This is a genomic window from Stieleria marina, from assembly GCA_007741555.1.
Lineage (GTDB): Bacteria > Planctomycetota > Planctomycetia > Pirellulales > Pirellulaceae > K23-9.
Genome location: CP036526.1, coordinates 6,989,781 through 7,005,652 on the forward strand (window position 1 = coordinate 6,989,781; position 15,872 = coordinate 7,005,652).

16 protein-coding genes are annotated in these 15,872 nt (G+C 55.1%); 4 read left to right on the plus strand and 12 right to left on the minus strand.

Annotation, left to right across the window (positions count from 1 at the left end; all coding sequences use genetic code 11):
• Positions 1-3: 3 nt before the first annotated feature.
• From K239x_RS24750 to wecB, 4 genes are all read right to left on the minus strand, one after another.
• The gene (locus K239x_RS24750) at positions 4-504 is read right to left on the minus strand and encodes a hypothetical protein (protein WP_145420998.1); all 501 of its coding nucleotides are present in this window, start codon (positions 502-504) and stop codon (positions 4-6) included.
• Positions 501-1,562, minus strand: coding sequence for a hypothetical protein (locus tag K239x_RS24755; protein ID WP_419189361.1), 1,062 nt, complete (start codon positions 1,560-1,562; stop codon positions 501-503). The genes K239x_RS24750 and K239x_RS24755 overlap by 4 nt, the downstream gene beginning before the upstream one ends.
• Positions 1,563-1,795: 233 nt before the next feature.
• Positions 1,796-2,065 carry a DNA-directed RNA polymerase subunit alpha C-terminal domain-containing protein gene (locus K239x_RS24760; RefSeq protein WP_145420999.1) on the minus strand — a complete coding sequence of 90 codons (270 nt, stop codon included), beginning with the start codon at positions 2,063-2,065 and terminating at the stop codon, positions 1,796-1,798.
• Positions 2,066-2,442: 377 nt separating this feature from the next.
• Positions 2,443-3,615, minus strand: coding sequence for a non-hydrolyzing UDP-N-acetylglucosamine 2-epimerase (wecB, locus tag K239x_RS24765; protein ID WP_145421000.1), 1,173 nt, complete (start codon positions 3,613-3,615; stop codon positions 2,443-2,445).
• 295 nt (positions 3,616-3,910) lie between these two features.
• Here wecB and K239x_RS24770 point away from each other — a divergent pair, with 295 nt between their 5' ends.
• Positions 3,911-6,028: a hypothetical protein gene (locus tag K239x_RS24770; protein ID WP_145421001.1), complete on the plus strand. Its 2,118-nt coding sequence runs from the start codon at positions 3,911-3,913 to the stop codon at positions 6,026-6,028.
• Between the two features lie 91 nt (positions 6,029-6,119).
• Here K239x_RS24770 and K239x_RS28945 read toward each other — a convergent pair whose 3' ends face one another.
• Entirely contained in the window at positions 6,120-6,347 is a 228-nt protein-coding gene (locus tag K239x_RS28945) for a hypothetical protein (protein WP_419189362.1), read from the minus strand.
• Between K239x_RS28945 and K239x_RS24775 the strand changes: the two genes are divergently transcribed.
• The 3 genes from K239x_RS24775 (at position 6,346) to K239x_RS24785 (ending at position 9,340) form a co-directional block, all read left to right on the plus strand.
• The gene (locus K239x_RS24775) at positions 6,346-7,098 is read left to right on the plus strand and encodes an MlaE family ABC transporter permease (RefSeq protein WP_419189363.1); all 753 of its coding nucleotides are present in this window, start codon (positions 6,346-6,348) and stop codon (positions 7,096-7,098) included. The two genes, K239x_RS28945 and K239x_RS24775, sit on opposite strands and share 2 nt — an antisense overlap.
• Complete coding sequence (locus K239x_RS24780) at positions 7,095-7,943, plus strand: ABC transporter ATP-binding protein (protein ID WP_145421002.1); 849 nt, start codon at positions 7,095-7,097, stop codon at positions 7,941-7,943. Before K239x_RS24775 ends, K239x_RS24780 begins: the two co-directional genes overlap by 4 nt.
• Positions 7,944-8,017: 74 nt before the next feature.
• The gene (locus K239x_RS24785) at positions 8,018-9,340 is read left to right on the plus strand and encodes an MlaD family protein (RefSeq protein WP_145421003.1); all 1,323 of its coding nucleotides are present in this window, start codon (positions 8,018-8,020) and stop codon (positions 9,338-9,340) included.
• Between the two features lie 136 nt (positions 9,341-9,476).
• Here the strand turns inward: K239x_RS24785 and atpC are convergent, their stop codons facing one another.
• The 7 genes from atpC to atpE all read right to left on the minus strand — a co-directional run bounded on the left by atpC (position 9,477) and on the right by atpE (position 15,835).
• Positions 9,477-9,863: an ATP synthase F1 subunit epsilon gene (gene atpC, locus K239x_RS24790; protein WP_145421004.1), complete on the minus strand. Its 387-nt coding sequence runs from the start codon at positions 9,861-9,863 to the stop codon at positions 9,477-9,479.
• Positions 9,864-9,865: 2 nt separating this feature from the next.
• The gene (gene atpD / locus K239x_RS24795; protein WP_145421005.1) at positions 9,866-11,326 is read right to left on the minus strand and encodes a F0F1 ATP synthase subunit beta; all 1,461 of its coding nucleotides are present in this window, start codon (positions 11,324-11,326) and stop codon (positions 9,866-9,868) included.
• Positions 11,327-11,431: 105 nt separating this feature from the next.
• On the minus strand, positions 11,432-12,319 hold the full coding sequence (gene atpG, locus K239x_RS24800) for an ATP synthase F1 subunit gamma (RefSeq protein ID WP_145421006.1): 888 nt from the start codon (positions 12,317-12,319) through the stop codon (positions 11,432-11,434).
• 144 nt (positions 12,320-12,463) lie between these two features.
• The gene (gene atpA, locus K239x_RS24805) at positions 12,464-13,984 is read right to left on the minus strand and encodes a F0F1 ATP synthase subunit alpha (protein ID WP_145421007.1); all 1,521 of its coding nucleotides are present in this window, start codon (positions 13,982-13,984) and stop codon (positions 12,464-12,466) included.
• Positions 13,985-14,008: 24 nt separating this feature from the next.
• The gene (gene atpH / locus K239x_RS24810) at positions 14,009-14,638 is read right to left on the minus strand and encodes an ATP synthase F1 subunit delta (protein WP_145421008.1); all 630 of its coding nucleotides are present in this window, start codon (positions 14,636-14,638) and stop codon (positions 14,009-14,011) included.
• A 98-nt stretch (positions 14,639-14,736) separates the two neighbouring features.
• A complete protein-coding gene (gene atpF, locus K239x_RS24815; RefSeq protein WP_419189364.1) occupies positions 14,737-15,531 on the minus strand; it encodes a F0F1 ATP synthase subunit B in 795 nt (264 codons plus the stop codon).
• 55 nt (positions 15,532-15,586) lie between these two features.
• On the minus strand, positions 15,587-15,835 hold the full coding sequence (atpE, locus tag K239x_RS24820; RefSeq protein WP_145421009.1) for an ATP synthase F0 subunit C: 249 nt from the start codon (positions 15,833-15,835) through the stop codon (positions 15,587-15,589).
• Positions 15,836-15,872 lie beyond the last annotated feature (37 nt).

Genomic DNA, 15,872 nt, shown 5'->3' on the forward strand with positions numbered 1-15,872 from the left:
CGCTTAAAAGAGCAGCGACTTGATCACGGACTTGCGAGGTGTTTCGCCGGATGCCTGCTCGTTGACCACCGGCTGACTATCGTCCGAAATCTCGCTTTGGTCTGCATTTTCAGCCATCTCGCGACGACGTTCGGCGGCGACCTCTTCCGTCACCAAATGAAACGGTTGCTCCGAAACCACTTCACGGCCATCGGTCAAAAACAGTCGCAAGCGAGCACACCATCGCACACTGATCAGTCGACCGTGGTAGCTCAGCGGCGTAGCGGGCAAGCGGCACTGCAGGGATTGTTCGTCGATCAAGCCCGCGCGTCGGATCTGGTTTTCGTCCAACCGCAAAAAGTGGTGCACCTTCAGATCTTCGTCACCCTTGCCCTCGGTGTGCCAGAGAACGGACACTTCCATCGCCTGAACCTGATCCAGAGTCACGCGGCTTACGCGCCATTTGGCCGTCAGCGATTCGTTTCCCACATACGTAGCGTCTTCACGACACAACGTAACGTTCACCGCGGGCTGCGTTTCAGCGGAACGCCCGGTGGGTGAACGACGACGGGAAAACTTTGGCAGAACGATGGCCACGGACGGGCTTCTCCAGAAACAACAATCTTCCAACGGATCGCATTGTGTGATCCGACGAAGGAATGCATTGCGTTGGGGGGCAAATCAATCACCAATTGTTGCTCCCAGGGTGCCTGCGGGTCAACGCGAACATTTCCTTCTGTAAGGATTTCCTGCGTAAATGCCTCGTGGCGCTCGACTCTGACGTCTGTGCCTTGCCGATAAAATGTTTCTTCTTCGCAGGTTAGGCAAACCGACACCTTGCGTAATCGTAGCCGCCCGGCCTGTGAAACGAATAATCGATACTGTTGTCCAGGGATCAGTGGATGGTTACTGATTTCGACAATCGTTGGGCCAATGCCAGCAGTCTGACGAAGCTGCCGAACAAAACTGCGGAACGACCAAATCCCGATTCCGGCAAACGGAAATAATAACCCCATCAAAACCAGACGCGGTCGACCAAACCAAAACCCCGAAACAACCACCGCCAGCAAAACAAACCAGACGCTGTTCCAAAGCAACGCCAACACCGCCGGTCCCGCAATGTCACTGCCGTGGGGACGCTCTGGTGCCAAGCGATAAGTTTGTCGTTCACCTGGACTATCGGTCAACGATTGACCGCGCGGAACGGTCGGTAACTTCGGCAATCGATCGGGATTGGGGCCAATGATTTCGATTGCTTCGGCACGCCCCGCAATGGCGGATCGCCGTTCGCTACTGGTGCGCAATTGGCTTAGGCGATAGATCAATCCGCCAACTCCGCTACCGATCGCAGCGAGCGACAGCACGCCAAAAATCCAAAAGTTCCAACTGCCCGAAAGTGCTTGAGGCGAAACACTGACCACTCGGTCAGGCGCGAACCGGTTGATCAACACCAATGAGAGCAGGAAAACACCCGACAAGAAAAGTCCCGTGTAGAAAACGACTTCACCAGCGACTCCTCGCAGAGCCGTGCTTGCAAAACGCTTGCCCCGCTTTTTGCTCCAAGGTCGAGGGAAACGGGGCATGAATCGATGTCAGTTACAGCGGGAAGCGCAAACGGAAAGCCAGCAGGTATCTTACCAGCCCCAGGCGACCAAGGCATTGTGACCGACCGAGCGGAGCAGGACGAATCACTTTTGAAGATACGAGGCTAGTTTTTAGCGGAATGGCGCGAGCCATCCGATCTATGATGCGCCGGACGGCTCGCGCCGTTCCGCTAACCGTCGCACCGGTTTCAAAAGTGACTTAACCTGCAAACCTACTTGGGTGCCTTACGGCTGGGTCGATAAAAACCCAACTCTTCCAAAGCCGCATAGACTTCTTCCAAAGTCTTCTCGCCAAAGTTGCTGATCGCCAGCAGTCGGCGCGGCGTTGCGTGCAACAAATCACGCACTGTTAGAATGCCTGTTTCTTCCAAGCAATTGGTCGTACGAACCGACAGCCCCATTTCAGCGATACTCAGCTCAAGACGTTCCTGTTTCAAGCGAGCTTCTTCTTCGACGCGGCTAAGAGGGATCCGAGTTGACATGTGAAAATCCTTTTCGCGAGTTGGACCTGGAAGCGGGCGAGTTGGCCGCCGGCCATGATCGTGCCTAACGTCGAATCGTCCCTAAAACAACAGGGCAAAACTTAGGCGATCGGTCGCCAATTGCAACTAGCCAACCGTGACTTTTTCGCGGCAATTAGCGGCTTGCTAGCATTCCATCGTCGCAATTCCAAAGCCGCTCCAAGCGGAGACCGGACGCCCACAAACTGCTTCATTTGCTGCCCGCTGCCCCGTTGGTTGATCGCACTGCCGTGGACTGGCTTGCTCCGTATTACAAGCTTTGCGAAAGTGGATGGGACAAACGCAATCACGGCGACAACGCCCTCTGAGGCTTACTCGCTAACGCTCAATCAGCGAAATTACCGCCAAGTCTCTAGCATCCAATCGACGATCCGTTTGGACGCCAAACCGTCGCCGTAGGGATTGCTGGCGATCGATTGGTCGTCGGCTCGTCTGGCCGCCAAGGCTTCGCTGACTTTTTGGACGATCAACTCTCGATTCGTGCCGACCAACTCCGCCAGCCCCGCTTCGACAGCCTCGGGCCGTTCGGTTTTCTCGCGAGTCACCAATACGGCGCAGCCGAGCGACGGGGCTTCTTCTTGCACGCCACCGCTGTCGGTCAGCACCACCTTTGCGCGGTCCATCAGCCAAACAAATTCGGGATAGTCTGCCGGTGGAACCAAATGAATGTTAGGCAGATTCCCAAGTCGATCGTGTACAGGGCCCTTCACGTTGGGATTTAGGTGCACGGGATAAATGAACTGGGTATCGGGATGCGATTTGGCCAAATCGGCGATCGCGTCACAAGTATTGGCCAATCCGTCGCCAAAATTTTCGCGGCGATGACCGGTGATTAGCACAACACTATCGCCGGTCGCGGCAGGGTACTTCGCTCGCCACTTACTGTCGTCGGCGCGTTCTTGCTCGACTGTGTGTAGCAGCGCGTCGATCACCGTGTTTCCGGTGACTCGAATCTGCGAGTCCTGGACGTGTTCGCGGCGTAGAGCGTCAGCGGATTTTTCGGTAGGTGCACAATGCAGCTGCGTCACGATGCCTGCAACGCGGCGGTTAAATTCCTCGGGCCACGGCGCGCTAAGATCACCGGTTCGCAAACCAGCTTCGACGTGCACAATCGGAATCCGGTGATAAAAAGCCGCCATCGCGCTGGTCATCACCGTGGTCGTATCGCCTTGAACAACCATGCAGTCGGGTTTTTGGTCAACAATGACTTGGTCGACGGCTTGCAAGCAAGCCGAAGTCAGACCGGACAGAGTTTGCCCCGGTTTCATTAGTCCCAAGTCCATGTCGGGCACGATCGAAAAGTAGCCCAGCACCTGATCCAACATCTCCCGATGCTGTCCAGTGCTGCAAATAATGGGCGAAACCTGGCTCGGACGACGCTGGCATTCCAGGATCAACGGGCACAGCTTGATCGCTTCGGGACGTGTCCCAAAGACGATCAGGGGACGAAGAGGGATGTTTTGGTGGCTCGTCGAGCCGCCAGCGGAACCAGATTGGTCAGAATTGGTCATCAAAACGGGGATTTAGAGGCTTCGCCCTTGGGCGATAAATCGTCGAAGGCTATACATATAGTCCAACAAAGTACACATAAAACCCGTCAGGGCCATTTCCAACCCACCGTTGACCCAAATAGAGAACCCGGCAGCGGTCATGACTGGCCAAACTCTCCGCTCGCGAATCGAGCAGACTCACAGCAGCGACCCTGTTTTGTCCCTTTTTTACGGACGAACCCGACGCTCCCGTCAACGAGACGGTTTCGGTGAGTTGTGTTTTCAATTTTCCACTTAATGATCGAATGACCCTTTTATGAGCTCCGATAACTGGAACATCCTCGCCAAATTACTTGGCACCCCCGGCCCACCTCCAGCACCTAAGAAGAAACCTGCCGAAAAGCCCGCCGAAACAGTTTCCGAAAAATCAGATTCTGGCTCGCCCGATTCAAAGAATCCTGATTCACGGAACTCCGGCAAGCGAACCGCAGAACCAGCCTTGGAGATCGAATCGCCCAGGCAATCCACGGACGATGTGATCGAAGCGCTAACGACTGCCGTTCCCAAATCAACGCTGCCAGGATTTGGGGTCAGCGAATCGGATCCTGAACTAAGCGATTTGACCGCCGATGCGAACGCTCCCGCACCAGCTGCCGACAAAATCGATTTCGATCCTGTGGAATCGGAACCAGCCGAAACCGAATCAGCAGCCGCGGCCACGGTCACAGACGATGCCGAAGTCGAAGTCAAAGATGCGGCTTGGAATGAACTAGCGGGTGAACTGGGCGTTGACGCCAACTCCGGTCCGCCTCCACGGCCTGCAATGGATACGACAACACCAGAACGCTCCAGCCGCACAAAGGCCAAACGTTCGCCTCGTCAAAAAGACTCCGGCGATTTTGGCACCGGCCTGGGAATCGACTTGGGTCCCGAACCCGAAACGAGTTCGGACAGTCCTGCCGCAGAAACTTCGCGCGAACCAGCCGCTAAACGGGAATCCAAACCAGCGCGTTCGGAAACCCGCTCCAGCAGTCGTTCGACCAAGGTTGATGCAATCGTCACCGACCTGGACGACGACGATATTTTTGCTGGGTTTGCCAGTCATGATGATGACGACGAGGAAAAAGACGACGTTCAGCCAGCGTCTAAAAAAGAATCGGACGAAGATCGCGACGACCGTCCTCAACGTGGCCGAGGTCGAAATCGAAACGATCGATCCAAACGTGATGAGAGCCCGCGTGGACGCGACAAAGATTCGCAAGCTCGTGGCCGAGACGACGACTCGAGCGTCGCCGAAGCAAAAGAGTCTTCCAGCAGTCGAAGCCGGGCGCCCCGATCGGATTCCGATGATGAACGCCCGACCTCGCCTCGCCGTCGAGGACGACGAGGCGCTCGCCAGCGCATGACAGAAGAAGAACTCGATCGCGACGAAACAAGCGCTGAAGCGAAACCTAGCCGCGATGATTCGGATCGGGACAAAAAGGTCCGCAGTGACGAAGATGATTCGGCGGACGAAAGCTCCAGCTCGCGACCGCGACGAGGCCGTGGAGGACGCAATCGTGGCCGAGGAGGTCGCGGACGTGACCAAGATTCGGCGGACCAAAATCGCGACGTAGCCCGCAGTGATTCAAGCCGGGACGATTCGGACCGCAGCGAATCAGGACGCAGCGAATCAGGACGCGGCGAATCAGGACGCGGCGATTCAGGACGCAGCCGGTCGAGTCGCGGAGAGTCCAGCAAACGAGGCGCCCAAGACAACGAAGTTCGCTCCAAAGGTCGTGGCAGAGAAGATCGCGATCAGGACGCATTCGACGATGATGATGATGACATCGGATTCGCCGCCGGCTTGGATGATTCGGACAACGAATCCGAAGACTCCGATACCGAAGAAGCTCCACGCAGTCGACGACGCCGAGGACGACGCGGTGGTCGTGGCCGAGGACGCTCGCGTTCGGAGACCAACGAGAGCCGTGACGATAGTGATCGCCCAGCAAAGCCAGACGATGATGACGATCCACTCGCCCGTGAATCCGCTTTCGATGATGACCACGAAGACGATCAAGAAGTCGAAGTGATTCGGCGCGGTCGTCAGCGCGGCCGAGGTCGTGGCAGAGGACGAGACGAAAACGACCGAGACGAATCGGCGAATCGTGACGATGACTCCGCAGAAGGCTCATCACGCAGTCGCGGTGGTCGTTCGGATTCCGACGATGACGGTGACGACGGCGGACGTTCGCGTGGAAGAGGTGGACGCGACCGTGACGACGATTCTCGCCGAGACGCGCCCAAACGAAAGGTCGTTCCGACTTGGCAAGAAACCGTTGATATCTTTGTCGACGCCAACATCGAAAACCACAAGAAACCTGGTGGCGGCGGACGACGTGGCCGAGGTGGTGGTGGCGGTGGTCGCAAACGCGGCAACAACCGAAGCTAAACGGCTATCTCTGGACATTTGACACTCACTCCTGTTTCACGCATCTGACCGCGTGAAACAGGATGCCTTCTCGTCAATCTTTTCCTAATCGTTAGAGCCTACCTGGCCGATACAATCCAATATGATTCATTGGATCCTCCTGCGCGCAAGCTAGGTGTTCGTCTTTGTCGGCTTCCACGTCTTCCATCTCCAAGTCACCCGCCAACAACGGTGGCTTGCCCAACAATTCCCAGAGCAATGCGTCCGAGAGCGCATTGGTAGGGTGGATTACGGAATGGGGATCGGCGGTTGTCGATGGAATCACGACGATTGGCGACATGTCCGTTTTTGCTTGGCGGATGTTCACATGGATGTTCACGCGTCTGCCAAGACCCGGCACCGTTTTGATCAATTTTTATCAAATTGGCGTCCTTAGCCTGCCCGTCGTCGCACTCACAGGCACGTTTATTGGGATGGTTCTGGCCAACCAAAGCTATCGCCAATTCCAAGCGATTGGGCTGGAAAGCCACTTGGGTGTCATCATCAACACCTCGCTGGTCCGTGAACTTGGGCCGGTGCTAGCCGCAACAATGCTGGCCGGTCGCGTAGGCAGTGCGATGGCAGCAGTCTTGGGCACCATGCGAGTGACCGAACAAATTGACGCGTTAACAGCGATGGGCGCCGATCCGATTCACTACTTGGTCGTACCTCGCTTTCTTGCGTGCATATTGCTGATTCCCGCTTTGACGATCATGGCTGATTTCATGGGTATCGTTGGCGGCTATTTTTACAGCGTGATCATCTGGGACATCGACCACGCGGCTTACCTAAACCATTCGCGCGAAGGCGTTGTGGGATTTGATCTCTTCGGAGGAATTTTCAAAAGCTTCTTCTTCGGAGCGATCATCGCACTGGTCAGTTGCTACCAAGGATTCAATTGCGAACCGGGTGCCGAAGGTGTCGGCAAAGCCGCAACGTCCTCCTTTGTACTGTCGTTCGTGTTGATCTTGGCGATTGATCTGTTGCTCAACATCCTCCTAGACCAAGTCTACGTGGCGCTCTATCCGTCCGGTGGAGGATCGCTGATATGAATGCAACCGCAACACAAACGCCGCTGGAAGACGATGCAGCAGGTAGCAAACCGTCGATCGAAGTTCGAGATCTGACCGTCGCCTTTGGCGGCCAACCTATCTTGAAGGACATCAATCTGACAATCGCTCGCGGTCAAACGCTGGCGATTATCGGTGAAAGCGGCTGCGGAAAAACCGTGTTCATGAAAACACTGGTCGGACTGATCGCACCGACGATCGGCAGCGTGTCGTTCTGTGGCAAGGATCTGGCCAAGGTCAGCCAAGTGGAACTACCAAGTATCCGGCGACGTTTTGGATTTGTGTTTCAAAATGCAGCCCTGTTCGACAGCATGTCCATTTTTGACAATGTGGCGTTTCCATTGACTCAGAACGAACGCATCTCTGATGACGAACTAGACGAACGTGTTTTCAAGCACTTGCATGAAGTCGGCCTACCTTCGGCGGTGGCTCATAAACGCCCCAGCGAAATTTCGGGTGGAATGCGTAAACGCGTCGGACTGGCGCGGGCACTGATTTTGAAACCAGACCTGATCGTTTACGACGAACCGACTACCGGGCTGGACCCAATCATGAGCGACGTCATCAACGAACTGATCCTCGATACTCGTCGGCGCTATCCGGTGACCAGTGTCGTGGTGACGCACGACATGCACACGGCTCGCAAAGTCTCTGACCGAGTCTTGATGTTCTTTCCGCGAGCACGGATCGGCGAAGACGACTCACAGATTTTGTTCGACGGATCACCCAGCGACTTGGAACACGCCGATGATCGCCGTGTTCGACAATTCGTTCGCGGCGAAGCAGGCGACAGATTAAATGAACTAACTCGTGAGGCGGGGTCGTGATCGCAGCGAAGTGATCTTTGCGATGCTCGACAGCATCGTTTTCTCTTTCGCTCGCATGGATGCGAGAACAAATCATGGACGACAATAAACTACGATTCGGCGTCGGCGTGCTCGTCATCGCCGCCATCGGCATCGGCATCATCCTGACATTCCTCTTTGGCGCCTTTCCAGCTGTGCTAAGCGATGAATATCAGGTCACGGTACGATTCGACTCCGCAGCCGGTGTCAGCACCAACACCAAAGTGCTGCGCGACGGCGTAGAGATTGGCCGCGTGACCAACGTCAAACTTGTCGAAGACGACTCCGAAGGAGGCGTGCAGCTTCAGCTTGCAATCGACGGCACCTACCGGCTTTCTCACGAATACATTCCCCGGATCGGGATTGGTTCGGTGATCACCGGTGATGCCAAACTGGAGTTCGTAAAGGGCGACGCCCGCACGCTGGCAAGAATTGCCGCCGAGGTCGACGACCCGGACTTTATTCGCAGCAAGTTCACCGACGGCGAACTGTATCAGTTTGGTGACAACGCCGAAGATCCCTTCAACATGCTCTTCGGTCTCGAGGACCAAGTTCGCTTAACGATGGAATCGATTCGCGGGGCCAGCGATTCGATCGGACAAACTGGCCAGAACGTCAATCAACTTGTAGGCGACGCGCGTGGAACCGTCGACGAAACACAAAAGAAAATCGATGCGGTTGCCGACGAAGCAGTCGCGACGCTCAAGCGTTTTCAAGAAGCCATTATCGAAGTCAAAGATTTGGTCGGAGACCCCCAACTCAAGGACAGCTTGCAAGCTTCGCTGGACCGAATCCCTGACGTGTTGAAAGAGGCCCAGGGAACGTTCGAGAGCTTTAACAAAGTCGGCACTCAGTTTGAAAGCGTTGGGCGTGAGGCAGAGGGCCTTATCAAGGAAGCCAAGCCCATTGTGGACAACCTAAACAGGACCGTCGACGGTGCTCGTTCAACCGTCGAAGGGGCAGGGGAGACGCTCAGTACGATCGACGATGCGTTCAAGACGGCAGGACGCACTTTCCAAAGTGCCGAACGCACTATCAAGAACATTGAACGTGTCAGCGAACCACTCGCGCAGAACGCTGATCAACTTGTCGCTCAAGTCATGCAGAGCCTCAGGAGCGTTGACCGGGCACTCGCTCAAGTCGAAACGTTCGGGTCATCGCTGAACAACAGCAACGGAACCGTCAAACGCCTGCTAGAAGACGACGAGATTTATTGGCAAATTCGCCGCACGATTGAAAATGTTGAACAAGCATCTGCAAGGATCAAACCGATCTTGGACGATGCCAGAATTTTCAGCGACAAGATCGCTCGCGACCCAAGACAACTGGGCATCCGCGGTGCAGTGACACGGCGTCCCAACGGAATGGGCCTGAAGTAACAGAGGTCGTCGCAACGCGCTCAGACGCGGCGCTCCCTGCAAATAGAAGGTTGATCACTTCGCAACGTCCCGCCAAGGCTTGGCGGGACAAGGTGCTTAGCTGCCCGATTCCAGCTGCCAGTTACTTCGCTGCCAACTATTTTGCAGCCCGTACCTGACCGCGAGCGCGGCGGACGGCTGTTTCCTTGAGCTGCATTTGCTCTGGATTCTTCGATGGCAGTTCCTGCGCATCAGCAAGTGCTTTGTGCGCTTCATCACTGTCCAGCAGATCAACAGCAATCGATCGCGCTGTCAGGATGTTAACCACGTCGCCTTCGACTTGGGCAAAGCCTCCGTCGACATAGTAACGCTCGGGGCCGGCTGCGGTTTGCAACTGCAGCGTTCCAAAACCGAGTCGCCCGATCATGGGCGCGCGGCCTTTCATGACACCCAGCGCACCGTCGAACATCGGCAGGACCACCGATTCGGCTTCTCGGTCCAACTCAGTTCGTTCGGGTGTAACGACGACACATCGAATGGTCATGCTTAGTTACCTTTCTTCTTGGCTTCTGCTTCAGCCAATTTTTTGTCCTGCTCTTCGGCTTGCTCGATGGCACCGACGTACATGAACGCTTGCTCGCGAAGGTGATCGTACTTGCCGTCACAGATACCTTCAAAACTACGGATCGTGTCTTCCAACGATGTGATCTCACCGGGTTTGCCGATAAAGACTTCCGCGACTAAGAACGGCTGTGACAAGAATCGTTCGATACGACGTGCACGGTGAACAACCGTCTTGTCATCTTCGCTCAATTCGTCGACACCCAGAATCGCGATGATGTCTTGCAATTCACGGTACCGCTGCAGAATCGTCTGCACGCGGCGAGCAATGTCGTAGTGACGATCACCCACGTACTGTGGATCTAAAATTCGCGAGTTCGATGCCAACGGATCGATCGCGGGATAAATCCCTTTTTCGGAAATCGATCGTTCCAGATAGATAAACGCATCCAGCTGACCAAACGCCGTTGCCGGTGCAGGGTCGGTCGGGTCATCCGCAGGCACGTAAACGGCTTGCACCGATGTGATCGCACCCTTTTTGGTCGATGTAATTCGCTCTTGCAGAGCTCCCATTTCGGTCGCCAAGGTTGGCTGGTAACCCACAGCCGACGGCATCCGCCCCAGCAGAGCAGACACTTCCGAACCAGCTTGCGAGAAGCGGAAAATATTGTCGACGAACAACAGGGTGTCAGCACCAGTTGTGTCGCGGAAGTACTCGGCCATTGTCAGTGCCGACAGAGCAACACGCAAACGAGACCCAGGTGGCTCGTTCATTTGACCGAACACCATGCAGGTCTGTTCGATGACTTTGCGACCAGTCGAACCGATCTCAGTCTCTTGCATTTCCAACCAAAGGTCAGTTCCTTCACGTGTTCGTTCGCCCACACCAGCGAACACGGAGTAACCACCGTGGCTTGATGCGATACGAGCGATCAATTCGGTCAGAATAACTGTCTTGCCCAGACCAGCACCACCGAATAGACCGGCTTTACCACCACGGACAAACGGAGTCAGGAGATCGACCACCTTGATACCTGTCTCGAACAATTCAGTGTTCGTCGACAGTTCGCTCAGGGGTGGAGCTTGGCGGTGAATCGCCCAGCGGTCATCTGCTTCCACGTCGCCACGCTTGTCGATCGGGTCGCCCAACACGTTGAACACGCGGCCCAGTGTTGCTTGACCGACAGGTACCGACACTGGCCCGCCAGTGTCAACCACCTCCAAGCCACGCATCATGCCTTCGGTCGAACCCAATGCAATCGCACGGATACGGCCGCCGCCAAGGTGCTGCTGAACTTCACCGACCAAGTTAAGCGAGACACCTTTGTGCTCACTCTTGATAGTCAGAGCGTTGTAGATCTTCGGCAGCGAGCCTTCGGGGAATTGAGCGTCAAACGTCGAACCAATGACTTGAGTGACTTTACCGATCGCGGTTGCGGTGGACATGGCCGGGTCTTTGTGAAATTACGGGTGGAGGTATTTGTCTGTTGTCGTTCGCTCCGCGAACGAAATTATTCGTGCAATCGTCCGCGAAGCGAACGACTACTTTGCTTAGCCTTCCAAGGCTTCGACTCCGCCGATGATCTCCATGATCTCGCCAGTAATCTGGCTTTGGCGGGCTCGGTTGTACGTCATGGAAAGTTGTTTGATCATGTCGCCGGCACTCTCGGTCGCACCCTTCATGGCGATCATTCGCGCGACTTGCTCGCTAACGGCGGCGTCCAAGAAACACTTGAACAAACGCACTTTGAAACTGGTCGGCACGACCTCTTCCAAAATGCTCTCTGCCGATGGCAAAAATTCATACTCGGTTTTGGATTGCTCATCATCAGCATCAGTCGCTGGCTCGTCGGCAAGTGAACCGAGCGGCAGCATGGTTTCGATCGTGGCGATCTGCTTACCAGTGCTGATAAATCGGGTATAGACAACGTCCAAACGATCGATCTCGCCAGTGATATACCTGGAAAGATAGCTCTCAGCGATCTTTTCGACTTCGTCGTAGGCCGGCTGATCTTCAAAGCCCAAGTGCTGCTCATCGGTTTCGACGCCGCGGAACTTCAATCCATTGACGCCGCGTTTTCCCGCCACGTCGATGGTGACATTGGGGATTGAAGCTTGCAGTTCTTTGATGCGAGGAAGTGCGGTTCGCAAAACGCTACCGTTGTAGCCACCGCAAAGTCCACGGTTACTGGTCAGCACCAGGACGCGTGCGGAATTGGTTTTTTCACGCTGTTCCAACAACGGGTGAGCCACATCCAAACCCGCGGCAGCCAAGCGACCGACGATCTTCGTGATCTGGTCGGTGTAAGCCGTCGCTGCGGCAGCACGATCCATCGCTTTCTTGTAGCGCGCTGTTGCGATCAATTCCATCGTCCGCGTGATTTTGCGGATATTCTTGATCGACTTGCGTCGTTTATCGAGTGCTCGTGCGTTGGCCATTTTGTAAAACGGACTTCAGTCCGTTAGCTGCGTGAAGTTTCGGTGGTTGGTCGTTTCTAATGGAGCCGATAGTGCTAGCCACGGGCCCTTGCGGATTAGTCGTACTTGATAAAGGCCCTTGGCTATCGCCAAGGGCTCACACACTTACGCCTCGGTTGGTGGCTTGTATCCAGCTTTGAAATCGTTGATGCATTTTTCGATTGCTTCAACCATGTCGTCGCCCAAGTCACCTTTTTCGTTCAGGTCGTTTAGGACGCTCGCGTGCTTGTCGTTGGCGAACTGCAGGAAGTCGGTTTCCCACTGCTGAACTTGTTTAATTTCGACATCATCCAAGAACCCTTTGGTACCTGCGTAGATACTGAGAACTTGTTCGCCCACGGATAGCGGCTGGTATTGAGGCTGCTTGAGCAATTCCACCATGCGGTAACCGCGATCGAGTTGCGACTGAGTGGCATCGTCCAAGTCGGTTCCCAGTTGCGCGAACGCTTCCAAAGCACGGAAAGCCGCGAGGTCCAATCGAAGACCACCGGAAACTTTCTTCATCGCCTTGATCTGAGCTGCACCGCCCACGCGAGACACCGAAATACCGGCATTCATCGCAGGTCGAACGCCTGAGAAGAACAAGTCGGGCTGAACGTAGATCTGACCGTCGGTGATCGAAATCACGTTGGTTGGAATGTAAGCGGAAACTTCGCCTTCGAGGGTTTCGATGATTGGCAGCGAAGTGATCGATCCCCCGCCAAGGTCGTCGGACAATTTTGACGATCGCTCCAGCAGACGACTGTGACAGTAAAACACGTCACCGGGATAAGCTTCACGACCAGGTGGACGACGCATCAGCAAACTCATCTGACGGTAAGCCGTCGCTTGCTTGGACAAGTCATCGTAAACCACCAACGCGTGGCCGCCGTTGAACATAAAGTGTTCGGCCATCGCTGTGCCCGCGTAAGGAGCGACGTACTGCATCGGAGCAGGAGCGGAAGCTCCCGCAGCAATCACAGTCGTGTATTCCATTGCACCGTATTTGCGAAGCGTTTCGACGACGGTTGCAACCGCCGAGTCCTTTTGACCGATGGCAACGTAGAAGCATTTCACTCCCTTGCCTTTCTGGTTCAAAATTGCGTCGATGGCGATCGCCGTCTTACCGGTCTTACGGTCACCAATGATCAGTTCACGTTGGCCGCGTCCAATCGGTGTCATCGCGTCGATACACTTGATGCCCGTTTGCATCGGCTCGGTCACAGGCTGACGTTCGGCAACACCCGTCGCGATGATTTCGACCGGGCGAGTCACGTCGGTTTGGACTGGGCCTTTGCCGTCCAGTGGATTACCCAGCGGGTCAAGCACGCGGCCGATGACGGCGTCGCCAGCTGGCACCGAAAGCAGCGTCCCAAGAGCCTTGACTTCGTCGCCTTCTTGGATCGTCAGGTAGTCACCCAGAATGATGATACCGACGGAATTTTCTTCCAAGTTAAAGGCAAGGCCGATCGCACCGTTGGGGAATTCGACCATCTCGCCAGCCATGACGCCGGAAAGACCGTAGACGCGGGCAATGCCGTCACTGACTTCCAGCACGGTACCGACTTCGCGAACATCAATTTTGCTGTCGAACTGCTCGATCTCTTGTTGCAAGACCGATGCGATTTCGTCGCTGCTAAATTTCATAGGAAAGCTACGAGGCTAAAGTTTTTATTCTGATATGAGCTGATTGAATTTCTGAAGCAACTGGTTGGAAAACCCGTCGCGTGTTTTGCGTGCCATCTTGTCCAGTCGATTCGCAACGCTGTTGTCAAACACTGTGTCGCCAACGCGAATGATCATGCCGCCAATCAAATCCGCATCGACCTCTTCCTGCAAACGAACTTCGCGCTGCATGGCTTGGCCCAGCTTTTGCGAAATCTGTTGACGCAAGCTGTCATCCAGCGGCACCGCAGTGCGGACTTTCGCCAGCACGCGACCGCGTTGTTCGTCGTAGATCGTCAACGCTGCTTTGCGAACAGCTCCGACATGACCGAGCCGATCACGATCAGCCATCACCTTGAGGAATTTGACCAACACTGGATCGAAATCACTACCGAACAACCGATCAATAACGCGAGTCTTTTCAACGTTATCGATTCGTGGCGAGTTAAAAGCGGCGGCCAACTGCGGGCTGCTGCCAAGGTAGTCGTCCACGATGCTGTTGAGCTGGCTGATCACCTGATCGGTGGTCCCCGCTTTCTCAGCAGCAGCGATCAACGCATGGGCATAGGTTTTGCCCAGTTGTTCGGCTCCGGTGTCGAGCACCGATTCGTGTTGGGAGGATTCCGATTCAGACATAGCTTTTAAAGTCGTGGGTAACGAGACTCGTCAAGAGTTTCGATCCGCAATGTAAGTCACGAAAGCCTTGACGACGTTCGCAACGAGTGGAAAACCTACTAGTTATTGCTGGGAAGGCTCTCGAGTGATTGACGGATCAGTTCGGCGTGATCGCCAGCCTGCAGTTCGCGGCCGACGACTTGCTTAGCAACTTTGATTGCCATGTCCGACGTTTGACCAGCGATATCTGACAGAGCAACTTTCTTAGCCGTTTCGATATCGGCCACTGCCCGCTCGCTTTGACGCTGAGCTTCTGCCTTGGCTTCTTCGACGATTCGAGCACCACTGGCTTCGGCGTCACGACGGGATTCGGCCAACATGCCCTGAACTTGCGCGGACGCGTCGTCCAGTTTTGACTGATACTCCGTCAACAAACCCTTGGCTTCTAGGTTTGCCTTCTGAGCACCTTCCAAGTCGGCATTGATTTTATCTTCACGAGCTTTCAAACCGCCAAGAATGGCAGGCCAAACGAACTTCGACAAAATCGCCAAAACACCCAAGAAGATCGCCAGGTTGCAAACCGCCGAACCAACATCAAACGACAACAATGGTGGCATTTCGGCGTGATCGCCGTGCCCATCGTCGCCGTGCGCGTCATGTCCAGCAGCACCTTCGGCGTGGTCGCCTTCAGCATGCTCGCCATCTTTGTGGTCGTGATCACCATCTTCATGATCATGTTCAGCGTCGTGGTCGCCATCAGCGTGCTCTTTTTCAGCGGCAACGCCTTTGTCCTGCGCAAACGCAGGCATGACGGGACCAAAAACGAACATCGTTAAAGCCACAGCAATCATGCTGCGAATGAGCATGGTGCGGGAGATGGAATGCATCATCGATTCACCTTTGCGGATCATCATGGGTAAACGTCAGTGGAATGATTCGCACAGATAACTGAGCGAACAAAACCAACAACTAGAGGATCAACATCAGGATCAACGCGATAACGGTTGCACCTTCGATCAGAGCAGCCGAGATCAACATTTGCGTGCTGATCGTTCCGCTGGCTTCTGGCTGACGTGCAATTGCGTCGACAGCAGCGCTACCGATACGGCCGATACCAAGACCTGCACCCAGGATGACGAGACCCATGCCGACACCAACGCCCATTTTGTAAAGGGTAGGGTCGGCGGCTTGAGCCAAAATCATTGCGAATTCAAACATCTTCGGTAAGCTCCAGGAAAATCTCGTTTGCGCCGAA